This window comes from Janthinobacterium sp. BHSEK, assembly GCF_056174685.1.
Map to the genome: position 1 here is coordinate 221,892 of NZ_JBWBYV010000012.1, position 24,714 is coordinate 246,605.

Here is a 24,714-nt window from a genome sequence, read left to right on the forward strand (position 1 = left end):
CGCACGGGCAAAAAAAATCGCCGGACCGGAAGTGTCTCCCGGGCCGGCGATCAGGGTTAGCCTGACTGCGTGACTGATTACTTGAGCGGCATGGCGATCCCGAATATCACCGACTGGGTACGACCGCTATCGATATTCAGATTGCTGTTGTAGTCCAGGGTGATGGTCATGCCGTTCGACAGCAGCAATTTGACGCCCAGCCCCGCCGCCCAGTTGCCCGTCTGCTGCGGCACGGTGCGGATCACGTACACGGGGCCGTCGGCCACCAGATCGGCATATGCCAGGCGCGCATCATCGGCGCCCTGGAACTGGTGGCGGTACTCGAGCCGCGCACGCGGGAACCACGTGCCCAGGCCGCCGACATAGATGCCCTCGGCCCGCACGCCCAGCGCGCCGATGCGCGAACGCACGGTCTGCTTGAAGTAGCTCAAGGCATTGATGCCCGCCGCCTTCTCCGTGTACGGGTCGAGCTTGGCCGCCATCAGTTCCACGCGGCCATATGGCGACCACATCCAGGTGTCATGGCGCATCTCGATACCGCCCACCAGCGCGCCGAACACCTGTTTGCCGTCGCGTTCGCCCGTGGCGAAACCGCTGCCATCGGACAGGTAGCGCGAAGCGTCGTACTGCAAGGTGCCGTAGCCGAGCACGCCGTCGAGGAAGACGCCCTTGCTCGGACGCAAGCTGCCATACACGGCGGCCACGGCGCTGTCGGCCGTGCTGCGGCTGCCGTTCTGGCCCACGTCGCTGCGGTCATGGCTGAAACCGGCGCCCACGCCCAGGGTCGCCAGGTCGCTGAGGCGGTAATCGCCCCCCACGCTGACGCCATTGGTGCGGAAGCGGAAGCCCGTGTCGCGGCCATTCACATAGTGCTGGCCGAAGTCGACCGCGCCGCCGAGCCACAGCGCCAGCGCCTGCTTCTGCGTGTCCGGCTTCTGCGGCATGTCCGGCAAGCCGCTGGTGGCCTGGCTCACATCCACAGGCTGCCGCTCGCTGCTGAAACCGGCGTCAGGCTGGCGCAAGGCCGCCTTGCGCATGAACGGTTTCACCGCCGTGCCGAACACGCGGTCCGCTTCCTGCTCCTGCCAGCGCGCCAGCGCCGCCGTCGGATTGCCGCTGTCGTTCGGCGGCGTCAGGCTCAGGCCAAAGTTCGAGCGTCCCCAGCCATCGCCATGCAGACTTTCCAGGCGCTGCGTGAAGTTCGACAGCTGCGCGCTGGCAAAGCGCCGCGCCGCATCGGCTTGCGCCGCCTGCAGGCCGATCACTTCCGGATCGACCGACGGGTCGCGGCGCGCCGTCACGGTGACGTTGACCACGCCCGGTTTCGAAGTGGCAAAGGCATTGCTCAGGGTGTAGCTGACGACGGCCGCACCGGAGAACTTGCCCGACGCCGCAAAGCTCAGCTGGTACGACGGCTTGCCGGCCGTGCCCGCGTCGCGCACCACCACCTTGCCCGCCTCCGCCGGCGCCACGCTCAGTACATTCGCCGCCGTGAACGGGCCGCCCGTGGCGCCCGCCGTCAGGTCGACCGTCACCGTCAGGCCGGCCACCACCGTGACGCTCTGGCTGACCACTTGCGGCATCGGATTGACGGTGATCGTCGATTTCACCGGCGCCGAGGTGCCGAACACGTTCGACAAGGTGTAGCCGATGCTGACGTCGCCGCTGGTATTGATGCCCGGCGTGTAGACGATGTCCATGCCATTGACGACCGCCGTGCCGCTGGCAGGCGCCGTGGTGATGGCCACTGCCGTGAACGGCCCGCCCGTCGCGCCTTCCGTCACATGCAGGGTCACCGGCGTGCCGGCCAGTACCGTCGCCGTCTTGGCGACAGGTACCGGCACCGGCTGCGGCGCCACCGTCAGGCTGAAGGTGGCAGGTGCCGATACGCCGCCGGGGCCCGTCAGCGTATAGCTGAAGCTGTCAGGACCGAAGTAATCCTTGTTCGGCGTATAGGTGACGATGAAGCGGCTGACAGCAGGGGCTGCTACTGCTGCTGCGACGCCGCGTGCCAGGCCTGCCATGCGCGCCGACGAAACGATATCGACCCGCCCATGGCTGGGCGGCGTGACGATGGTCACTGCCGTGATGGGACTGCCGTCGGCCGCATCAATGGTCAGACTCACCTCCTGGTTGGCCGAAGTCGTCCCCGACTCATTGACCACGGGCGGCGGCGCCTGGTTCACCAGCAAGGTCAGCGCTTGCTGCACCGTGAACTGGTGCGCATCTTTCGCTTGCACGGTGAAGCTGAAGCTGCCGAACGCGGTCGGTGTGCCGCTCAGCACGCCACTGGCGGCATCGAGCACGAGGCCGGCCGGCAAGGCACCGCTGCTCACCGCATACGCATACGGCGCGACGCCGCCGGCCGCCGTGAATGGCTGGCTATAGGCATCGCCGGCGCGGATGGCGGCCAGGCTGGACGGTGTCAGGCTCAAGGCGGGTGCCGCCACGGCCAGCGTGTAGCTGTTGCTGGCGCTGAAAGGCGCCCCCACGCCCGTACTGCTGTCCGTCACCTTGATGCCGAACGTGAAACTGCCCGCCACATTCGTCGTGCCGGACAGCACGCCGGTGGACGCATTCAGGCTCAGGCCAGCTGGCAAGGTACCGCTGCCGACGCTGAACGTGTATGGTGCCGTGCCGCCCGCCGCCGTCAAGGTCGCGCTGTAAGGCGCTTCCGCCGTCGGATTCGGTAGGCTGGCCGGCGTCAGGCTGACCGTGGCCGACGCCACGACCAGGGTATAGCTTTGCGTGCCGGCAAACAGGTGTGCATCTTCCGCCTGCATCGTCACGGTGAAACTGCCGGCCGCCGTCGGCGTGCCACTGAGCAAGCCGCTGCTGTTCAGCGTGAGACCGGCAGGCAGGCTGCCGGCGGACACGGTGTAGGCATACGGAGCGACGCCGCCGCTGGCCGTCAGTTGCTGGCTGTAGGCCGTGGCCACTGTCGCTGCCGGCAAGGTGCCTGGCGTCACCGTGATGGCCGGCGCGCCGACGCTCAGGGTATAGCTGTTGGTGGCGCTGAACGGCGCCCCCGCCCCCGTACTGCTGTCGGTGACCTTGATGCTGACAGGGAAGCTGCCGGCCACATTGGTCGTACCGGACAACACGCCGGTGGACGCATTCAGCGTCAAGCCGGCAGGCAGGTTGCCGCTGCTGACACTGAAGGTGTACGGCGCCGTGCCGCCCGCCGCTGTCAAGGTTGCCGTATAGGCTGCCTCAGCCGTGGCATTGGGCAAGGTCGCTGGCGTCAGACCGACATTGGCCGACGACACCACCAGGGTATAGCTTTGCGTACCGGTGAACTGGTGCGCGTCGGCCGCCTGCACGGTCAAGGTGACGCTGCCGGCCGCCGTTGGCGTACCGCTGAGCAAGCCGCTGCCGCTCAAGGTGAGGCCGGCAGGCAGGCTGCCGGACGACACCGTATAGGCATACGGAGCGACGCCGCCGCTGGCCGCCAGTTGCTGGCTGTACGCCGTGGCCACTTTCGGCGCCGGCAAGGTACCTGGCGTCACCGCGATGGCGGGGGCAACGACAGTCAAGGTGTAGCTGTTGGTGGCGCTGAACGGCGCCCCCGCCCCCGTACTGCTGTCGGTGACCTTGATGCTGACAGGGAAGCTGCCGGCCACATTCGTCGTGCCGGACAACACGCCGGTGGCCGTATTCAGGCTCAGGCCGACAGGCAGGTTGCCGCTGCTGATGCTGAAGCTGTACGGCGCCGTGCCGCCCGCCGCTGTCAATGTTGTCGTGTAGGCCGCTTCCGCCGTCGCATTCGGCAAGGTGGCCGGGGTCAGACTGATGCTGGGAACGCCCACCGCCACTGTCACAGTGGCGGGCGCCGAGGTACCGCTGGCATTAATAGCCTTATAGGTAAAGCTGTCGGTACCGGCATAACCTGGCGTCGGTGTATAGCTGATGCTGGTGCCGTTGGCCGTCGCCGTGCCGTGCGCCGCGGCGGAGGCCACCGCCACCGACGTCGCCGCGCCGCCCGTCAGATTCAGGGTGATCGCAGTGGCGCCGCTGCCGTATGGCACCGTAGCGTTGACGTTGCCCGCCACCGGCAGCGCCACCGCTACCGTTCCCGTGTAGCGCATCGTGCCAGCATACGGACCGCTGCCCGTGCTGTGGTCGGTCGCCGTGACGGTAAAGTCATACGCGCCTGCGGTCGTCGGTGTACCCGACAAAATACCGTTCGGATTCAGGGTCAGGCCGGCGGGCAAGGTGTTAGAAGTGACGGCAAAGTCATACGAGCCGGTACCGCCCGAAGCGCTGATGGTCTGGCTGTAGACGGTACCAACCATCATTGCCGGCAGGCTATTAGTCGTCACAGTCACCGTCGGCGCGCCGACCGTGATTGTCACGGTCGCCGTCGCGGACGTGCCGCCGGCGTTGATGGCCTGGTAGGTAAAGTTGTCCGGACCTGCATAACCTGCCGTCGGCGTGTATGCGATGCTCGTGCCGCTGACCGTCGCCGTGCCATGGCTGGCGGCGGCGACCACCGCCACCGATGTCGCCGCGCCGCCGGTCAGGCTCAGGGGGATCGCCGTGCCGGTGCTGCCGTAGGCTACCGTGGCGTTGACGTTACCGGCAATGGGCGCACTAGGCGTCACCGTGATCGTCACGGTGGCAGCCGCCGACGTGCCGCCGGTATTGCTGGCTTTGTAGGTGAAGCTGTCGGTCCCGGAAAAACCTGCCGCCGGCGTATAACTGATACCGATGCCGTTGACCGTCGCCGTGCCATGGCTGGCGGCAGACGCCAACGTCACCGACGTCGCCACGCCGCCGGTCAGGCTCAGGGGGATCGCCGTGCCGGTGCTGCCGTAGGCCACCGTGGCGTCGACGTTACCGGCAATGGGCGCAACGTTCGCTACCGTGCCGGAATAGGTGCGCGCCCCCGTAAACGGAGCGCTAGCACCGGTGCTGCTGTCGGTCGCCGTGATGGTAAAACTGTACGCGCCTGCCGCCGTCGGCGTGCCGGACAAGGTGCCGTTCGACGCCAGGCTCAGGCCCGCCGGCAGGCTGCCGCTGGAGACATAGCCATACGGCAATGCCCCGCCACTGGCAGTGATGGTCTCGCTATAGGCGACGCCGAACGTCATCGCCTGCAAGGCCGCCGGCGCCAACGTGATCACCGGCGGACTGACCGTGATTGTCACGATAGCTTGTGCCGAAGTGCCGACGCCATTGCTCGCCGTGTAGATAAAGCTGTCGGAACCGGCATAACCAGCCGCCGGCGTATAACTGATACCGATGCCGTTGACCGTCGCCGTGCCATGGCTGGCGGCGGAGGCCACCGCCACCGATGTCGCCACGCCACCGCTCAGGTTCAGCGTGATCGCAGTCGGGCCGCTGCCGTAGGCCACCGTGGCGCTGACGGCGCCGGCAATGGGCGCGCCAGCCGCCACCGTGACGGAATAGGCGCGCGATCCCGTGTAAGGCGAACCCACGCCCGTGCTGCTGTCGGTGGCCGTGACGGTAAAGTTATATGCTCCCGCCGTCGTCGGCGTGCCGGACAAAGCGCCGTCCGGCGCCAGGCTCAAACCCGTGGGCAGACTGCCGCCGGTGATGGCATAGCTGTACGCGGACGTTCCGCCACTGGCGACAATGTTCTGACTGTAGGCGACCCCTGCCGTCATTGCAGGCATGACCGTCGGCGTGATACCGATCGTCGGCGCGGCCACCGTCATCGAATAGGCGCGCGCACCCACGTACGGGCCGCTGCCCGTCGAGCTGTCCGTGGCCCGCACGGTAAAGTTGAAGGTGCCGGCGGCTGTCGGCGTGCCGGACAGCGTACCGCCGCCGGACAGGCTCAGGCCGGCCGGCAAGGCGCCGGCGCTGATCGCATACGTGTACGGCGCCAGGCCGTTCGCGGCGGTGATGCTCTGACTATAGGCCGCGCCCACGGTAGCGCCGGGCACGGTTGATGGCGCGACCGTGATGGTCGGCGCACCGACGGTGATCGTCACGGTGGCCGGCGCCGACGTGCCGCTGCCATTGGTGGCCGTGTAGGTAAAGCTGTCGCTGCCGCCATAACCTGCCGTCGGCGTATAGGTGATGCTGGTGCCGCTGGCCGTCGCCGTGCCATGCGCAGCAGCGGACGCCACGGCCACCGAGGTCGCGGTACCGCCGCTCAAGGCCAGGGTGATCGGATTGGCGCTGCTGCCATACGCCACCGTCGCACTGACGGCGCCGGCAACGGGTGCCGCCACATAGGTGAACTGGTCCGCCGCGCTGGTGGCGCTGGTGCCGCCTGCCGTGGTGACGCGCACGTCCACCGTGCCGGCGCTGCCGGCCGGCGCCGTCGCCGTGATCTGCGTGGCGCTGTTGACCGTGAAGCCCGTCGCCGCCGTGGCGCCGAAGGTCACCGCCGTGGTGCCGCCAAATCCCGTGCCCGTGATGGTGACCGTGGTGCCGCCGGTTGCCGGACCGGCAGTCGGCGAAATGCTCGTGACCGCCGGTGCCGCCACAAAGGTGTACTGGTCCGCGGCGCTGGTGGCGCTCGTGCCGCCTGCCGTGGTGACGCGCACGTCCACCGTGCCCGTGCCGGCTGGCGCCGTGGCCGTGATCTGCGTGGCGCTGTTGACCGTGAAGCCCGTCGCCGCCGTGGCGCCGAAGGTCACCGCCGTGGTGCCGCCAAATCCCGTGCCCGTGATGGTGACCGTGGTGCCGCCGGTTGCCGGACCGGCAGTCGGCGAAATGCTCGTCACCGCCGGGGCCGCCACAAAGGTGAACTGGTCCGCCGCGCTGGTGGCGCTGGTGCCGCCCGTCGTGGTGACGCGCACGTCGACCGTGCCGCTGCCGGCTGGCGCCGTGGCCGTGATCTGCGTGGCGCTGTTGACCGTGAAGCCCGTCGCCGCCGTGGCGCCGAAGGTCACCGCCGTGGTGCCGCTAAAACCCGTTCCCGTGATGGTGACCGTGGTGCCGCCGGTTGCCGGACCGGCAGTCGGCGAAATGCTCGTCACCGCCGGGGCCGCCACAAAGGTGAACTGGTCCGCCGCGCTGGTGGCGCTGGTGCCGCCTGCCGTGGTGACGCGCACGTCCACCGTGCCGGCGCTGCCGGCCGGCGCCGTCGCCGTGATCTGCGTGGCGCTGTTGACCGTGAAGCCCGTCGCCGCCGTGGCGCCGAAGGTCACCGCCGTGGTGCCGCTAAAGCCCGTGCCCGTGATGGTGACCGTAGTGCCGCCGGTTGCCGGACCGGCAGTCGGCGAAATGCTCGTCACCGCCGGTGCCGCCACAAAGGTGTACTGGTCCGCCGCGCTGGTGGCGCTGGTGCCGCCGATGGTGGTCACGCGCACGTCGACCGTGCCCGTGCCGGCTGGCGCCGTCGCCGTGATCTGCGTGGCGCTGTTGACCGTGAAGCCGGTCGCCGCCGTGGCGCCGAAGGTCACCGCCGTCGTACTGGCAAAACCCGTGCCCGTGATGGTGACGGTAGTGCCGCCAGCGGCCGGGCCGGCAGTCGGGGATATGCTCGTCACCGTCGGTGACGCCACAAAGGTGTACTGGTCCGCCGCGCTGGTGGCGCTGGTGCCGCCCGTCGTGGTGACGCGCACGTCCACCGTGCCCGTGCCGGCTGGCGCCGTCGCCGTGATCTGCGTGGCGCTGTTGACCGTAAAGCCGCTCGCCGCCGTGGCGCCGAAAGTCACCGCCGTGGTGCCGCTAAAGCCCGTGCCCGTGATGGTGACCGTGGTGCCGCCGGCGGAGGGCCCAGCCGTGGGAGAAATGCTGGTGACCGTTGGCGCAGGAATATACGTGAACTGGTTCGCGGCGCCGGTGGCGCTGGTGCCCCCGGTCGCCGTAACGGTCACGTTCACGGTGCCGGCACTGCCGGCTGGCGAGGTGGCGGTGATGGTCGTGGAATTGACGACGGTGACGCTGACGCCATTGTTGGCGCCAAACTTCAGCGCCGTGACGCCCGTAAAGCCGGTACCGGTGATGGTGACGCTCGTGCCGCCGGCCGTAGGGCCGGAGGCGGGCGACACGCCGGTGATGGTTGGCGGCGGCTGGGCGTTGATCACCATCGAATAGCTTCTGGACGTGTTGTACGGCCCATTGCCGCCCGTGACATCCGTCGATTTGATCACAAAGTTATAGGTGTTGATGGCGCTGGGCGTGCCTGATAACAAACCGCTGGCCGACAAGGTCAGGCCCGGCGGCAAGGACCCCGATTCCACCACATACGTGTAGGGCGCGGTGCCGCCGGAGGTGCTCAGTTGCTGGCTGTAGGGCGTCGATATTCCGCCCGCCGTCAGCGTGGTGGGCGTGATGGACAGGGTGGGCACCGCGATCGACACCGAATAATTCTTGGTGACGGTCAGCGGCGTGCCTGATGTCGAGTCCGTCACCTTGATGGCGAACACATAGGCGCCGGTCGCCGTCACGGTGCCGGAAATCACGCCACTCGACGACACGGTGATACCTGGCGGTAAGGTGCCGGAATCCAACGCGTAGGTGTAGGGAGCCACGCCGCCGCTGGCCGACATGGCCTGGCTGTACGGCACGCCAATCACGGGCGCCGTCAAACTGCCCGGCGAAACGGTAAAGGCCGCCGCGGCAGGCAAGACGGTCACCGTAAACGTCATTGTCTGGCTATCCTCATCCAGCAGGACAAAACTGTCGGACAGCGCCCCGTCGCCATTGTTGATATAGGTCGCGATGCCGGTACCGTTATTGACAAGGCCGGTAATCGTGCCGTGCAGCGCCCCGGGGTTGTTTTCCGTCAGGCCAAAGCTGCTGCACGCTGACATATCAATCACATGGGAGCCGCCGGAGGCGACGGTAAAACTCTGATTGGCAGGACATTTTATGCTCGGCCCCGCCTGTGCCGGGCCTGCGCCGAACGCCAGCACCAGCAGGCACAGCGAAGCGAACCAGTGCACGAAACGGCCGGACACTGACGGCCCGTCAGCGGCACGGCTTGGCATGCACCCCTTGTTTCCAGAAAAAAAATAAAGCAAAAAAGAAAACGCCGGGCGGACGAGGATATCGTTGCTAATACGCAACATATTTTCTCCAATACACAGTTTTTTAGACAAAAAAGGAACGTGAATTCAGGCTGCAAGCCGGGCCTGTCAAGGCTCTTCTACAGGGTCAACAGATGTTGACGCTTGCCATATGACAACGTATGCTACTCCGAGATTTCAATAAAGTAACTATAACAAAAAGGGTTTTTTAAAAAACAATATTGATTGCAAATGGAAAATGTTAACCATTTGGCATTTGATGACATTGCAACCGTGGGAGAACGACGATGGCTGATGTATATCTGGGACAAATCATGATGAGCGGATTTGGTTTTGTGCCGCGTGGGTTTGCAGCATGTAACGGGCAATTGCTACCAATTGCGCAGAATCAGGCGCTATTTGCACTGCTGGGCACCTACTACGGGGGCAACGGCTCGACCACCTTCGCCTTGCCCAACCTGCAGGGCAGCACCCCTGTCGGCGCAGGCGCTTCGGTGGACGGTTCCTGGCAACCTGCGCCCTATCCGATCGGTATGCGTGCCGGTGCGGAAGCTATCACTTTGACACTGACTGAGATCCCGGCGCATACGCATGCGCTGAATGCCTCGACCACGCCCGGCACCACGAAGAACCCGACCAACACGCTGTACGGCGGCAGCGGCGCGGAATTCATCTATGGCACGGCGGGCCCGCAAGTGTCCTTGAACAGCCAGACCCTGGGCCAGACCGGCGGCAACCAGGCGCATAACAATATGCAGCCATTCCAGGTGCTCAATTTCAATATCGCCCTGAGCGGTATCTTCCCGTCGCGCAACTAACGTGCCAGCCACTTCCCACGGAGCATAGTCATGTCCACACCCTATGTCGGCGAAATCCGCCTGTTTTCCTTTCCCCGCATTCCTTCCGGCTGGTTTGCCTGCGACGGCAGCCTGAAACCGATCGCCAATAACGAAGTGCTGTACACCCTGCTGGGCACCACCTACGGCGGCGACGGCGTCAATACCTTCGCCGTGCCCGACCTGCGCGGCCAGGTTCCCCTGCACCAGGGTACGGGTCCTGGCCTGACGCCACGCGTCCTGGGGCAAAAAAGCGGCAGCGAAACGGTGACCTTGCTGCAGACCCAGCTTCCCGCGCATACGCACGTGGTCAGTGCGCTCAGCTCGCTGGCGACGGTGGATACGCCAGCGGTCAACACGCAGCTGGCGGCCCCGGTCAATAACGACAAGATGTACACCAGCAGTCTGGCTGGCCTCACCACCTATGCATTGGCGCCGGCGGCAACAGGCAGCGCAGGCGGCAACTTGCCGCATGAGAACACCATGCCAACCCTGACCGCGTCATTTTGCATCGCATGGGCAGGTATTTTCCCATCCCAGCAATAACAGCCAGCAAGCATACGCTGCCAACAGAATCGATCAGGAGAAACTACCGTGACATCACCATACATTGGCGAAATACAAGTCTTCGGGTTCAATTTCACGCCCTACGGGTGGGCCAGCTGCAATGGCGCCACTTTGCAGATACGGCAATACGCCGCCCTGTTTTCATTAATCGGCACGCAATATGGCGGCGATGGAGTCAATACCTTCCAGTTGCCCAACTTCACGGGACGTGCGCCCTGCGGCCAGGGACAAGGACCGGGACTCACCCCGCGCGTGATGGGCGAGACGTTCGGCAGCAACACGGTCCAGCTGGGCGCCACGCAGATTCCTGCGCACACCCATCAACTGACATTGAGCCGCCAGACCAATGCCAGCCTGCAACGCAACGTGCCGCAAACGGGCGATGGCCTCACCAGCATCACCGGTACGAACGCCTTCGTGCCGGCGACAACACCCAACACGACGTTCTCGCCACAGACCGTCGCCTCGGCGGGCGGCGGGCAGGCGCACGAAAACCGCCAGCCCATGCTGGCGCTGAATTTCTGCATCGCCCTGCAAGGCGAGTTTCCCGCATTTGATTGATACTTAACGGGGGGCCAGGCGGCGCCGGCACGGCGCCCGCCTGGCCCTGCCTGCCTCCGCGTCTGCCCCCTCCGGCAACACGCTCAGTTGAACACCGCCTGATACAGAAAACCGTCGCTGTCACGCGCCACCGGCACCAGAAAGATGCCCACTTCGCCCAACGCATCATGCCGCAGCTGAAAGATTTTTTGGCTGAAGAGGATGGGGGAACGATTGTGGAATACCAAGCTGAACGGCGCGCGCAGCATGCCCTCCAGCGTGGCGGACGGCAAGGGACGCACTTCCTTCAGGATGAAAGCGGCATTCCCGTCGCTAACGGCGGCAAATGTATCGTTGACGCGCGTGGCGAAGTGTTCCAGAGTCAATACATTCATCATTGCAGGTAGTCCATTCCGTGAGCGCTGTGATTAAAGCAATGATTTATTCTAATGCAAGCATTGCCCCTCTGGCACAGCTTTTGACGTGAGATTTCCCCCATCTGCGCCCGCCGGCAACGCGGCGGCCCGGGCCATCGAGCCCGGCCGCCGTCACTGCAACCGCCATGCGGCCTTCGCTACCGAAGTAATCCTCAGGAAATTATTGTGCATTTATGACGAACAGAACCGGATGCTATGCAAGGCGCCCGCTGCGACGCAGAGCGCCGGTTATGGAAGTCAGAAATCACAATAATTTATTGGGGGTTACTTAGCGCATCGCCTCCTGCAAGCCCGGCGCAAACTCGGCGCCATGCTTGACCTGCGCTGTGGACGCCTTCAGGGTGGCGCCGATCGGCTCGGCGCGGCCGGCCAGGCATTGCCCCAGGAAGTTTTCCGTCACGGCATTGAAGGCGATGTTGTTGACGGGCCGCGCAAAGCCGTGGCCCTCATCGGGGAACAGCACATACGTGACGGGAATATTCTTCGCCGCCATGGCCGCCACGATCTGGTCCGATTCAGCCACGTTGACGCGCGGGTCGTTGGCGCCCTGGCCGATCAGCAGCGGGCGCTGGATGTTCTGCGCAAAGTTCAGCGGCGAGCGCTCCTTGAGCAGCGCGCGGCCCTCTTCCGTGGTCGGGTCGCCCATGCGCTTGTAGAACTGCTGCTTGCCCGCTTCCCAGTACGGCGGGATGGTTTGCAGCAAGGTAAACAGGTTCGACGGGCCGACGATGTCGACGCCGCAGGCAAACGCCGTCGGCGTGAACGCCATGCCGGCCAGGGTGGCGTAGCCGCCATACGAGCCGCCCATGATGGCCACCTTGTCGGCGCTCGTCACGCCGCTCTTCACGGCCCACTGCACCGCGTCGAGCAGGTCGTCATGCATCTTGCGGCCCCACTGCAGGTCGCCGGCCGAGATGAACTGCTTGCCGAAACCCGTCGAGCCGCGGAAATTCACCGACAGCACGGCATAGCCGCGGTTGGCCAGCCACTGGTGGTAGCCGTTGTAGCCATAGGTGTCGCGCGCCCACGGGCCGCCGTGCACCAGCAGCACCATCGGCACCGCCTGCGTGGGCTTGCCGCCGGCGCCCGCCTTCGACGCCTGCGGCAGGGTCAGGTAAGACACCAGGTTCAGGCCATCGCGCGCCTTGATTTGCTGCGGATACATGGGCACCAGCGGCGCGCCTTCCAGTTCCGGACGCGTCACGTACAGCCGCGTGAGTTTTTTGGTCTTGCGCTCGTACAGCCAGCTCGATGGAGGCGCCGTGACGGCGTCGACATTCACCAGCCATTTATCGTCGGCATCCGTGCGCGACGTCACCGTGAACTGGCCCAGGGTATTTTTCTTCAGGAAGGCCAGGTCGGCTTTCAGGTCGTCCGCCAGCGGCAAATATTCCTGCTGCAGGTAATTGACCGTATACGCCTGCACGCGGCCCGTGCGCGTGTCGTACAGCGCATCGGCGATGTCGGCGCGCGGGTCTTGCGCCATGACCGTGGTCTTACCGCTGGCCACGTCCTGTGCCAGTAGCGCCGAGGTATTGCGGCCGCGCGAATCGGTCCAGTACAAGGTCTTGCCGTCGACCGTAAACGCCAGCGGCGCCGTCGTCTGCGAATCTTCCAGAGCGACTTCGGTCAGCGGCGTGCTCTCGACCTTGCCATCCGTCAGGCGGAAATACTGCATGCCGCCATCGGCGCGCGCCTTGCTGGCGATACGCAAGTTGAGCAATTCATCGGCCAGGTAGCCGCCATAGCCATCGTTCTGCTGCACCAGCGTCAGCTTGCCGCTGGCCAGGTCCAGGCTGTACACGTCGTGCCAGCGCGCATCACGGTTATTGATGCCGACGAGGATGCGGTCCCTGACCTTGCTGCTGATCTGGACGATGCGCACGCGCGTCTTCTCGAACGGCGTGTAATTGACCTGCTTGCCGGTCGCCACGTTCACCCCGTACAGCAGGAAATTCTCGTCGCCGCCCTTGTCCTGGATGAACAGCAGGGTTGTCGAATCGGGCGACCAGAAACTGCCGCGGATGGGCCGCACCTTTTCGTCCGTCAGCGGCCGCGCCTGCGCCAGGTCGCCGGCCGGCGCCACCCACACATTGAGCACGCCATCGCGCGGCGCGATCCACGACAGCCAACGTCCATCGGGGCTGAGCTTGCCACCGGACTTGCTGGGATTGCCGAACAGCTTGGCCCGCTCGATCAGCGGCGTTTCCTTGACGGGGGCTTGGGCGTGCGCCGGCAGTGCGCCGGCGAACAACAGGACAGGCAGGACATAGCGAATCATGGACACCTCATGGTTGTTGAATGAAGGGAAAACATAATCATTGTGCACGTGCCAGCCCATCATAGGCGAAAGCCGTGTTGCCAGGTTGATGGCAGCGACAGGGGACGAAAATCGGGGGACAGGATGGCGAAAACGGGGGCTGGCTGGCATCTGCATAAGAACGTGACTGCGGATGTTTCCGGGATGCCCATGGCATTACCCTTGCTCGGGCATGCCCGCCCTGGAGAGTCAGACCACAGCAGCGCTGAACGACTCGGGCCGCCGCGCAAGCAGATGAGACAGCCGTTGCAGACCCGCCTGCAAGCGGCCACGGTCCTTGATGCAGCCCAAAGAGATCCGGATGGCGTTCACCGATGCGCTGCCCGTGGCGAATGCCTCCGCCGGCGTGACCGCGATGCCGGCGCTGGCGGCTGCGCGCGCAAGCTGCGAGGAGTTCCAATATGCCGGCAGCTCGAGCCATACGTGCAGGCCGTCGCCACAGCCGCTGTAGCGCCCCGCCAGGATATCGCGCGCCATCCGGTGGCGCAGGCGCGCCTCGTTGCGCACGCCCTCCATCAATCCGTCAGCCGAACCGTCGAGTATCCACTGGGTGGCCAGTGCGGCCGTCAGCGGAGCGGCCATCAGCGCAAAGGATCGTAGCGCGATCAGGAAACGTTCGCGCGCAATCGGGTCGCGCATCAGCACGAAGGCGACACGCAGGCCGGGCGTCAGGCATTTCGACAGCGTCGAGATGTAGACCACGTGTTCCGGGGCAAACGTGGCAATGGGCGGCGGCGGGGCATCGGCGAGGAGCCAGTAGGGATCGTCCTCGACGATGCGTACATTGCAGCGCTGCGCGACGCCGGCGAGCTCCCTGCGCCGGCGTTCCGGCATGGTGATGGCGGTCGGGTTCTGCAATGTCGGGTTGAGGTAGACCAGCCCGGGCTGGTGCTGGCGGCACGCTTCCTCGAGCATCCCGGGCAGCATCCCGTGCTGGTCCGCTTCCACGGCAATGACGCGCCGGCCGAACTGCGTCGCCGCGGCACGCAAGCCGGGATAACTCGTCGGCTCCGCCAGGATCACCTCGCCAGGCTCCGTCAGCGCAAGGATCAATGCGGCGATCGCCGCTTGCGCGCCCGGACACACCACGACCTGCCGGGAATCCAGATGTCCGAACATCGGTGCCAGCCATTCGGCGCCAGCCTTGCGGTCGGAGTCGCTTCCCCCGCCCAGGTGGTAAGTCATCAGCAATTCATTGTCTGCCCGCATCAAGACCTGGGACAAACCTTGTTTCAACATGTCGTCGAAGTCCACGCCCTCCGGCGGTGGCGGGGTATTCATGCTCAGGTCGAGGATAGCGGTCAATTCGACTTTCGGCGCCGCGGCATACGTGCCCCGCGCGCCGCGGCCCTCCAGCAAGTTGCGGCGCCTGGCTTCGTCGTATGCACGCGTGATCGTCGTCAGGTCGACACCCAGCTGTGCTGCCAGCTGGCGCTGCGTCGGCAGGCGGTCGCCCGGCTTCACCGAGCCCTCTGCCACCGCGGCCTGCAAGGCATCCGCGATCTGCAAGAAACGTGGCCCCTTGTTCCCGGTCAATCGCGGCAACCAGATAGTCTCATGTTCATCTTGTATGGGTTTCAACTGGGACATTTTGTCTAATTGTATGGAAATTGTTTTCAAGTAGTATGCATCAGAACGTGCAGCAACACCATCCTTGCATGGCAGTCGCTGACGTTTTTTCCTCGCTCACCTGCATCATGCGGCAAATCACGGCGCGCGATGCCATGCTGATTTCATAGCTGGATATAATGAAAGAGTCAAACAGGATGCCTGGGGGATGGTGTGAACAGAAGCTGCTGAAGCAGCGTGTTGAGGTAGTGCTCCTCAGATAGTGTCAAGTAATAGACTGGAAATACGCAAAATGATCGATTGGACCCCCATAGTCTTCGTGACGTTCAAGGCTCTCGTGCTCGCCACGGGCATGTTCTTCGCCATCAAGTGGCATTACGATCAAGGGAAGAAGGATAAGGACAAGGCGAAGCAGAATCGCGCGGTGCTGCGCGCCAGCGGCAAGGTGGTCGCCATCTTCGCGCTGTTGCTGCTGGCCCTGGGGATCGTCACCTTCGTCGTTGTCAGCATGGTCGGCCTGGACATGACCCTGCCATAACGGCAAGGAACAGCCAGCCGATATCCGGCGATGCGGCAGCAATTCCCCGCTGCGGCTCGGGCAGCTCGCCTGACGTCCCGTCATCGCCGCCTCCGCCTGTTGTTTGCCGGGACAGTGGCAAATCGTGAAGATCGCGTGCGCAGCTGGCGTACTTCAACGCGACAGGCCGATAACGGACATCGGCATGCGGCAATGAAATCATACGTCGCGTAAACGGAAAAACCCGGCACCGATATTAGACAATTATCTAATATACAGTGCCGGGTTTTGATACAGCTTGCGCCGTAACTCCTTGAATCTAATGGTCGGGGCGAGAAGATTCGAACTTCCGACCCCATGCACCCCATGCATGTACGCTACCAGGCTGCGCTACGCCCCGACGAGGTGGGAATTATAGCAGACGCTTTTAGGTTTTTGCCATGCTTTTGCGCACGATTCATGTCGATCTGCGCAAACTTTTTTGCATGCCCCGTTCAAGCGCCCTATTCGCTCAGCAGCAGCGCCGTCAGGACGATGCGAAAGCCCGCGATCAGCGGCTCGACCTTCACGTCCGGATTGTGAATGAAGCGCACGGGCAGACCCTGGTACATGGCCACCAGGGCATCAAGGCGCCCTTGCAGCATTTCCTCGCCAGCCGGCAAGCCGCGCTTGATGCGCGCGTCGCGTATGATGGAGAGAAATAACTGGCGCGAGCGCCGGTCCGAGCATTGCAGCATTTCCGCGATCACCGGATTGCGCGACGCTTCGGCAAAGATTTCCAGCGGCATCATCCACGTGGTCGGGTCCAGCGCTTCGAGCACATGCTCGCCCGCATTGTCGATCACCGCCTGCAGCGGATCGTCGCGCTGCGCCAGGTCCTGCATCAGGTTCGACACCCGCTCCGTATTCTGCATGACGAAGGCGGCGATGATCGCGTCCTTGCTGTCAAAATAATTATAGATGTGGCCCGCGCTCATGCCGGCCGCCTTCGATATCTCGGCCATGCTGGCGCCGTGGAAACCGCGGCGGCTGAAGCAGCTTTCAGCCGCATCGAGCACCTGTTTGCGCCGCGTATTGGCGCGCTCGGGGTCCGGATGCTTCTTTTCAACTTGGTTCATGACTTTTCCAGTAGCGCGCCGGCCCTGCCCTTGCGGGCAAGGCCGGCGTCGGCGTCCCCGTGATTATTGGGCGCCGCCAGCCGCCGCGACGGCTGTCTGCTCAGGCTGCCAACCGCCGCCCAGCACCTTGTACAAGGTGACCAGGTTGGTCGACTTGGCCAGGCGCGCCGTGATCAGGCTTTGCTGCGCCGTGTACAGCGCGCGCTGGGCCACCAGGGCGTTCAGGTAGGACTCGGCGCCCTGCTTGTAGCGCGCGTCGTGGATGGTGTAGCTCTTCGTCGACGCCTCGACCAGCGAGACCTGCGATTGCAGGCGCTCATCGATGGTGCCGCGCTGGGCCAGCGCATCGGACACTTCACGGAAGGCGACCTGGATCGCCTTTTCGTATTGCGCCACGGAGATTTCACGCTGCACCTTGGCGATATCGAGGTTGGCGCGGTTCACGCCGCCATCGAAGATCGGCAAGCTGATCTGCGGCAGGAAACTCCACGTGCCGCTGCCGCCCTTGAACAGGCCCGACAGGTTATCGCTGACCGAACCGGCCGTGGCCGTCAGCGAAATGCGCGGGAAGAAGGCCGCGCGCGCCGCGCCGATGTTGGCGTTGGCGGCGCGCAGGGTGCGCTCGGCCGCCAGCACGTCGGGACGGCGCTGCAGCACGTCCGACGGCACGCCGGACGGAATGTCCGCCAGGGCCGTCACGGTGCCGAACTCGGCTGGCGGCAGCAGGTCGGCCGGCACGGGGCCGCCCACCAGCAAGACCAGTGCGTTCTGGTCCAGCGCCACCTGGCTCGTGAAGACCGCCACGTCGGAACGGGCCGACTCGACACTGGTCTGGGCGTCGTACTTGTCCAGGCCCGAGGTGGCGCCCGCGCTGAAGCGGCGCACGGCCAGGTCATACGACGACTGCTGGCTCTTCAGGGTGTCCTGCGCCACGCGCAGGCGCTGCTGGTCGGCCACCAGGTTCAGATAGGTGCTGGCCACTTCGGCCACCAGGCTGATCTGCTGAGCACGGCGTGCTTCTTCCGTGCCCAGGTATTGCTCCAGCGCGCTGTCGGACAGGCTGCGCACGCGGCCGAAGAAGTCCAGCTCGTAGGCCGACACGCCCAGGTTCGCCGTGTACTGGCGGTTGATGGACGCTTCGCCCGTCGGGCTGGCGTTTTTCGAAATGCGCGTGGCCGACTGGCCGCCCGAGGCCGACAGGGTCGGGATCAGGGCGGCGCGTTCGATGCCGTAGGTGGCGCGCGCCTTCTCGATGTTGAGGATCGAGACGCGCAGGTCGCGGTTGTTGGCCAGCGCCAGTTCCAGTACCTGGCGCAGGCGCGCATCGGCAAAGAACTCGCGCCAGGCGATGTCCGCCACCGGCTTGGCGTCGGCGGCGGCCATGTCGGCCTTGTAGGAAGGGCCCGTCGGCCACGCCGTGGGCGCAGGCGCCGCCGGACGCTCGTACGTGGGAGCCAGGCTGCAACCGGCCAGCAAGGCCAGCGCCGCCATGGAGAATGGTGATTTTTTCATATTAATGTGCATCCTTGGAAAGCGTGACGGCTGGCGAACCAGGCGTCGCCGGCGTGGCGGGCGCATCCGGCTTCGAGAAGAAGCCGCGCACCAGCACGAAGAACACCGGCACGAAGAAGATACCGAGGAACGTGGCCGTCAACATACCGCCCAGTACGCCGATACCGATGGCGTTCTGGCTGCCGGAACCGGCGCCGCTGGAAATGGCCAGTGGCAACACGCCCAGGCCGAAGGCAATCGAGGTCATCAGAATCGGACGCAGACGCAGACGCACCGCATGCAAGGTCGCGTCCAGCAGCGACATACCCGATTCCTGCATTTCCTTGGCAAATTCCACGATCAGAATCGCGTTCTTCGCCGACAAGCCCACCACCGTGAGCAAGCCCACCTGGAAGTACACGTCGTTCGACAGGCCGAACAGCCAGGTACCGAGCACGGCGCCGATCACGCCCAGCGGCACGACCAGCAGCACGGAGAATGGAATCGACCAGCTTTCATACAGCGCAGCCAGGCACAGGAAGACGATCAGCAGCGACAGCGCGTACAGCTGCGGCGTCTGCGAACCGGATTCGCGCTCTTCCAGCGAGACGCCGGTCCAGCTGAAGCCGATGCCAGGCGGCAGCTTGGCCACCATCTCTTCCATCGCGTTCATGGCGGCGCCCGTGCTCTGGCCCGGCGCCGGCGTACCGAGGATCTCTACCGACGGCAAGCCGTTGTAGCGTTCCAGGCGCGGCGACGCGTAAATCCACTTGCCGGTGGCAAAGGCCGAGAACGGCACCATCTGGCCAGCCGTGTTGCGCACGAACCACTTGTTCAAGTCTTCCGGCAGCATGCGCGATTCGGCATTACCTTGCATGAACACTTTCTTCACGCGGCCACGGTCGAGGAAGTCGTTCACATACGAGCTACCCCAGCCCACGCTCAGCACGCGGTTGATTTCCGAGATCTGCAAGCCCAGCGCGGTGGCTTTCTGCTGGTCGATGTCGATCTTGTACTGCGGCGTATCTTCCTGGCCGTTCGGGCGTACGCCCACCATGGCCGGATTCTGCGACGCCATGCCCAGCAACTGGTTACGCGCCGCCATCAGGGCGTCATGGCCGACACCGCCGATGTCCTGCAGCTGCATGTCGAAACCGGTGGCGTTACCCAGTTCCAGCACGGCAGGCGGGGCGAAGGTAAACACCATCGCATCCTTGATCTGCAACAGCTTGCCCATGGCGCGACCGGCCACGGCCGGCGCCTTCTGCGCCACGTCCTTGCGCAGCGACCAGTCTTTCAGGCGCACGAAGGCGATACCCGTATTCTGGCCGTTACCGCCGAAGCTGAAACCGGCGACGGCAAACACGGAAGCGACGTTGTCCTTCTCGCTGTTCATGAAGTGGTCTTCGACCTGTTCGATCACTTTCAGGGTGCGCTCTTGCGTGGCGCCCGTCGGCAATTGAATCTGCGTAAACAGGATGCCCTGGTCTTCTTCCGGCAGGAACGAGGTCGGCAGGCGCATGAAGATGAACACCAGGCCAGCCAGCAGCAGCACGTACAGCAGCATCGAGCGGAAACGGTGCGTGATCATGGCGCCGACCCAGCCCTGGTAGGTGTTGCTGCTGCGGTCGAAGCTGCGGTTGAACCAGCCGAAGAAACCCTTGTTCGTCGCGTGATGTCCCTTCTCGACCGGTTTCAACAGGGTGGCGCACAAGGCTGGCGTAAACACCAGCGCGACGATGACGGACAGCACCATCGACGAGACGATCGTGATCGAGAACTGGCGGTAGATCACGCCCGTCGAACCGCCGAAGAAGGCCATCGGCACGAACACGGCCGACAGCACCATGGCGATACCGACCAGCGCGCCCGTGATCTGCGTCATCGACTTGCGCGTCGCTTCCAGCGGCGACAAGCCCTCTTCGCTCATCACGCGCTCGACGTTTTCCACCACCACGATCGCATCGTCGACCAGCAGGCCGATGGCCAGCACCATGGCGAACATGGTGAGCGTATTGATCGAATAGCCGAAGGCGTTCAGGATGCCGAAGGTACCCAGCAGCACGACCGGCACGGCCATGGTCGGGATCAGGGTGGCGCGGAAGTTCTGCAGGAACAGGTACATCACGAGGAATACCAGGATCACCGCTTCGACCAGGGTTTTCACCACTTCTTCGATGGACAGTTTCACGAACGGGGTGGTGTCGAACGCCACCTGGTAGCTCATGCCTTCAGGGAATTGCTTGCTCAGGTTGCCCAGCATGGCTTTCGCCGCATTGGCCGTATCGAGCGCGTTGGCGCCCGTCGCCAGCTTGATCGCCACGCCGGTGGCCGCATGGCCGTTGTAGCGGGCCACGGTGTTGTAGTTCTCGCGGCCCAGTTCCATGCTGGCCACGTCCTTCAGGTACACCATGGCACCGTTGGTCGTGGTTTTCAGCAAGATGGCGCCGAACTGCTCCACCGTTTGCAAACGGCTTTGCGCCGACACGGTGGCGTTCAGCTGCTGACCCTTGACGGACGGCGTGCCGCCCAGTTCACCGGCCGACACTTCCGCATTCTGCGCCTGCACGGCCGTGATCACGTCCGCCGGGGTCAGGTTAAAACTTTGCAGCTTGGCCGGGTCGAGCCAGATACGCATGGCGTACTGCGAACCGAACAGGGTCACGTCGCCCACACCGGCAACACGGCTGAGCGGATCGACGACGTTGGCGGCCACATAGTCGCTCAAGTCGGTCTGGTCCATCTTGCCGTTTTCGGAAATGAAGCCGAACACCATCAGGAAGTTCTTCGTCGCTTTCGACACGACAAGACCCTGTTGCGTGACAGCCGTCGGCAGCAGCGGCGTGGCCAGCTGCAGCTTGTTCTGTACCTGCACCTGGGCGATGTCGGGATTGGTCCCGCTGGTAAACGTCAGCGTGATGCTGATGCCGCCAGTCGCATCGCTCGACGAGGACATGTAGCGCAAGCCGTCGATACCCTTCATCTTTTGTTCGATGACCTGGGTGACCGCATCTTCCACGGTCTTGGCGGAGGCGCCAGGGTAGGAGCCGCTGATCGAAATCGACGGCGGGGCGATGCTCGGATACTGCGCGATCGGCAGGCTGAGGATCGAAATCACGCCGGCAAGCATGATGACGATCGCGACCACCCAGGCAAAAATCGGGCGGTCAATGAAAAAACGGGCCATTAATATTCTCCTGAATTAGTGGGCGCTGGCAGCCGATGCGGCGGCAGAAGCGGCAGCGGCGGGCGCGGGCGCAGGAGCAGCTTCGGCCTTGGCCGGCACGGCAACGGCTGGGGCGCCTGGCTTGACTTTTTGCAAGCCTTCCACGATCACGCGGTCGCCTGCGGCCAGGCCGGACGTCACCAGCCAGTTGGTGCCGACGGTGCCGCTGGTGGTCAGCACGCGCTGCTCGACCTTGTTTTCCTTGTTCAGGATCAGGGCCGTGGCCTGGCCCTTCTGGTTGCGCGTCACGCCCACTTGCGGCACGGTAATGGCTTTCTCATCCACGCCCGTTTCCAGTTGCGCACGCACGTACATACCTGGCAGCAATTCGCCTTTCGGGTTCGGGAACAGCGCGCGCAAGATGACGTTGCCGGTGGTCGGATCGACCGTCACGCCGGCGAACTGGAGCTTGCCCGATGCGCCGTACTTGCTGCCGTCCGGCAGGATCAGGTCGACCTTGGCCTGGCCTTCGCCCACTTTCTTCAGCGAACCATCGGCCATCTGGCGCTTCAGGCGCAGCAGGTCGGTGCTCGACTGGGTCACGTCGACATAGATCGGATCGAGTTGCTGCACGGTGGTCAGCGCTTCGGCCTGGCCCGCCGTCACCAGCGCGCCGGCCGTCACGGTCGAGCGGCTGGTGCGGCCGCTGATCGGCGCCGTCACGGTGCTGTAGCGCAGGTTGATGTTCGCCGATTCCAGCGCCGCAGTGGCGGACTCGACGTCTGCCTTGGCTTGCTCGAACGCGGCGACGGCATCATCGTATTCCTGGCGGCTGACGCCTTCGATGGCCACCAGTTCCTTGTAGCGCGCGGCTTTCGGACCGGCCGTCAACAGGTTGGCCCTGGCTTTCGACAGCGCGGCCTTGGCCGAATTGGCGGCGGCCTGGTAGGTGGCGGAATCGATCTGATACAGGGCCGTGCCCGCTTTCACATCGCTACCCTCGACGAACAGGCGCTTCTGGATCAAACCGCCCACTTGCGGGCGTACATCGGCGACCTGGTAGGCATTCGTGCGGCCGGGCAATTCGGCGCTCATCGGCAACGCGGCCGGATTAACAGTAAACACGACCACCTGCGGCGCTTGCTGCGCGTGAGGTGCTTCCTGTTTTTTACTGCAGCCGGCCATGATTACAGTGGCGCACAGAACGGCAATAGCGCCGCTCGTACGCGGCGACGTCAGGGAAAAGGTTGGTTGCATCTTGGACTTTCTGAAAAAGAAGCTGGCTAGTGTCGTTAGAAATGACTAAATTTATTAACGCAGATCAAAGAATGAACGATCATTCTAAAATCGTCAAGCATCGTTACAATTGAAACATAGTAACTATCAAGCGAATTAACTTATCAATGAGGCAATAAAATGAAGACAGCAACAGCGGTGGCACGCCAGCACAGTTGAGCAGGAACCTGGCGAGCGGTGGCTAAAACGGCAAAGCGGAAAAGGTGGATTGAGTGAATACTTTAGCAGGGTCAAGAGTTCTTTGCTGAACTGGCAGACAAGGACGCAACACTCCGCCCTGCCCGCAAGTATGCCGAGGTGATTATTTACCAATGGTATCGAAAAGACATGCCGCGGCGGACACGCTAATATATTGGCCACAGCATGGCGAAGCGAGGACGCGATGATGACAGCACAGGCGCAAGGAACGGCGCAAGACGATGGCGCGGGCGGCCTGGACACGCCGCCGCTGCTGTCGACGGGCATCCCGGGCCTCGACACCATATTGACGGGCGGCCTGCTGGCCGATCGCCTGTACCTGCTCGAAGGCGTGCCAGGCACTGGCAAGACCACCCTGGCGCTGCAGTTTCTGGCCGAAGGGGCGCGCAACGGCACGCCCGTGCTGTATATCGCCCTGGCCGAATCCGAGATCGAGCTGCGCGGCGCGGCCCTGTCGCACGGCTGGGACCTGGCCGGCATCGCCATCGAAGAAGTGGCGCCCAGCGACGACATGCTCAATCCCGAGCGCCAGTACACGATCTTCCATCCGTCCGAAATCGAACTGGCCTCGACCAACCAGCGCATCCTGGCCGCCATCGAAAAACACCGCCCGGCCCGCCTCGTGCTCGATTCGCTGTCCGAACTGCAGCTGCTGGCGGAAAACCCCTTGCGCTACAGGCGCCAGGTCGTGGCGTTGAAACAATATCTGGCCAGCCGGCACTGCACCACCGTGCTGATCGATGACCGTTCCGCGCTGGACGACGGCTTGCAAGTGCGTAGCGTGGCCCATTGCGTGATCGCGCTGGAGCTGCAAAACCAGGCCTATGGCAATGACCGGCGCCGCGTGCGGGTGGTGAAATACCGGGGCGTGCCATTTCGCAGCGGCACGCACGACTACAAGATCGCCCGTGACGGCCTGGTCGTCTATCCGCGGCTGGTGGCGGCCGACACGCGCCGCGATGGCGGGCACCGGCGCCTGTCGAGCGGCGTGCCCGAACTCGACGCCATGATAGGCGGCGGCCTGGAAGAAGGCATGAGCACGCTCCTTTCCGGCCCGGCCGGCAGCGGCAAGTCCACCCTGGCGGCGCAATTCGTGCACGCGGCCACGACGCGCGGCGAACCATGCGCCATGTTCCTGTTCGAGGAGGCGCGCAGCAAGCTGCTGAACCGGACCGACAGCGTGGGCATGCGCCTGCAGGCGGCGCTCGACACAGGCCTGCTGAGCGCGCAGCAGATCGATCCGGCCGAGCTGACACCGGGTGAATTCGCCCAGGCCGTGGTCGACGCGGCGCAGCGGGGCGCCAAGGTGATCGTCATCGATAGCCTGAACGGCTACATGCACGCCGTGCCCGATGAACGCTTCCAGAGCACCTACCTGCATGAACTGCTCAATTACCTGAGCCAGCACGGCGTGACGACCCTGCTCGTCGGCGTGCAGCAAAACATGCTGGGCACTTCGATGACGACGGCGGCCGACGCCAGCTATCTGGCCGACAGCGTCATCATGCTGCGCTACTACGAAACGGAAGGCGAGGTGCGGCAAGCCATTTCCGTCTTCAAGAAACGCGGCAGCGCGCACGAGCGCAGCATCCGCCGCTTCGAGATCAGCCCGCAGGGCATCCGCATCGGCCCGGCCCTGGCCGGCTTTCACGGCATCCTGTCGGGCTTGCCCACCATCGGCGGCACGCCTTTCCCTTAGGAATGC

Annotated in this window: 13 protein-coding genes and 1 tRNA gene; 5 read left to right on the plus strand and 9 right to left on the minus strand. The window is 64.3% G+C overall.

Going from position 1 to position 24,714, the window contains the following annotated elements; all coding sequences use genetic code 11:
* Window positions 1-77: 77 nt before the first annotated feature.
* Complete coding sequence (locus AC0V2Y_RS05710) at window positions 78-8,915, minus strand: putative Ig domain-containing protein (RefSeq protein ID WP_475415507.1); 8,838 nt, start codon at window positions 8,913-8,915, stop codon at window positions 78-80.
* A gap of 356 nt (window positions 8,916-9,271) precedes the next feature.
* Between AC0V2Y_RS05710 and AC0V2Y_RS05715 the strand changes: the two genes are divergently transcribed.
* From AC0V2Y_RS05715 to AC0V2Y_RS05725, 3 genes are read left to right on the plus strand one after another with little or no spacing between them, the layout of a single operon-like run.
* Window positions 9,272-9,772 (plus strand): phage tail protein, encoded by a 501-nt coding sequence (locus AC0V2Y_RS05715; protein ID WP_475415633.1) that lies wholly within the window; start codon window positions 9,272-9,274, stop codon window positions 9,770-9,772.
* Window positions 9,773-9,802: 30 nt separating this feature from the next.
* Complete coding sequence (locus tag AC0V2Y_RS05720) at window positions 9,803-10,336, plus strand: phage tail protein (RefSeq protein ID WP_475415508.1); 534 nt, start codon at window positions 9,803-9,805, stop codon at window positions 10,334-10,336.
* Between the two features lie 48 nt (window positions 10,337-10,384).
* Window positions 10,385-10,918 carry a phage tail protein gene (locus AC0V2Y_RS05725; protein ID WP_475415509.1) on the plus strand — a complete coding sequence of 178 codons (534 nt, stop codon included), beginning with the start codon at window positions 10,385-10,387 and terminating at the stop codon, window positions 10,916-10,918.
* An 83-nt stretch (window positions 10,919-11,001) separates the two neighbouring features.
* Here the strand turns inward: AC0V2Y_RS05725 and AC0V2Y_RS05730 are convergent, their stop codons facing one another.
* The 3 genes from AC0V2Y_RS05730 to AC0V2Y_RS05740 form a co-directional block, all read right to left on the minus strand.
* Complete coding sequence (locus tag AC0V2Y_RS05730) at window positions 11,002-11,295, minus strand: DUF6916 family protein (RefSeq protein ID WP_475415510.1); 294 nt, start codon at window positions 11,293-11,295, stop codon at window positions 11,002-11,004.
* A 307-nt stretch (window positions 11,296-11,602) separates the two neighbouring features.
* Window positions 11,603-13,615, minus strand: a complete 2,013-nt coding sequence (locus AC0V2Y_RS05735; RefSeq protein WP_475415511.1) for a S9 family peptidase — start codon at window positions 13,613-13,615, stop codon at window positions 11,603-11,605.
* Window positions 13,616-13,843: 228 nt separating this feature from the next.
* Complete coding sequence (locus AC0V2Y_RS05740) at window positions 13,844-15,244, minus strand: aminotransferase-like domain-containing protein (RefSeq protein WP_475415634.1); 1,401 nt, start codon at window positions 15,242-15,244, stop codon at window positions 13,844-13,846.
* A 271-nt stretch (window positions 15,245-15,515) separates the two neighbouring features.
* On the opposite strand from AC0V2Y_RS05740, the gene AC0V2Y_RS05745 reads away from it, so the two are divergent.
* Window positions 15,516-15,761 carry a hypothetical protein gene (locus AC0V2Y_RS05745; protein ID WP_475415512.1) on the plus strand — a complete coding sequence of 82 codons (246 nt, stop codon included), beginning with the start codon at window positions 15,516-15,518 and terminating at the stop codon, window positions 15,759-15,761.
* Between the two features lie 302 nt (window positions 15,762-16,063).
* On the opposite strand, the gene AC0V2Y_RS05750 is transcribed toward AC0V2Y_RS05745, so the two are convergent.
* The 5 genes from AC0V2Y_RS05750 to AC0V2Y_RS05770 all read right to left on the minus strand — a co-directional run bounded on the left by AC0V2Y_RS05750 (window position 16,064) and on the right by AC0V2Y_RS05770 (window position 22,772).
* Window positions 16,064-16,140: transfer RNA gene (locus AC0V2Y_RS05750), tRNA-Pro, on the minus strand.
* A gap of 103 nt (window positions 16,141-16,243) precedes the next feature.
* On the minus strand, window positions 16,244-16,858 hold the full coding sequence (locus AC0V2Y_RS05755) for a TetR/AcrR family transcriptional regulator (RefSeq protein ID WP_475415513.1): 615 nt from the start codon (window positions 16,856-16,858) through the stop codon (window positions 16,244-16,246).
* 63 nt (window positions 16,859-16,921) lie between these two features.
* Entirely contained in the window at window positions 16,922-18,370 is a 1,449-nt protein-coding gene (gene adeC / locus AC0V2Y_RS05760) for an AdeC/AdeK/OprM family multidrug efflux complex outer membrane factor (RefSeq protein WP_475415514.1), read from the minus strand.
* 1 nt (window position 18,371) lies between these two features.
* Window positions 18,372-21,536 (minus strand): efflux RND transporter permease subunit, encoded by a 3,165-nt coding sequence (locus tag AC0V2Y_RS05765; protein WP_475415515.1) that lies wholly within the window; start codon window positions 21,534-21,536, stop codon window positions 18,372-18,374.
* Between the two features lie 15 nt (window positions 21,537-21,551).
* The gene (locus AC0V2Y_RS05770; protein WP_475415516.1) at window positions 21,552-22,772 is read right to left on the minus strand and encodes an efflux RND transporter periplasmic adaptor subunit; all 1,221 of its coding nucleotides are present in this window, start codon (window positions 22,770-22,772) and stop codon (window positions 21,552-21,554) included.
* A 424-nt stretch (window positions 22,773-23,196) separates the two neighbouring features.
* Here AC0V2Y_RS05770 and AC0V2Y_RS05775 point away from each other — a divergent pair, with 424 nt between their 5' ends.
* Window positions 23,197-24,708 (plus strand): DUF7125 family protein, encoded by a 1,512-nt coding sequence (locus AC0V2Y_RS05775; RefSeq protein WP_475415635.1) that lies wholly within the window; start codon window positions 23,197-23,199, stop codon window positions 24,706-24,708.
* Window positions 24,709-24,714 lie beyond the last annotated feature (6 nt).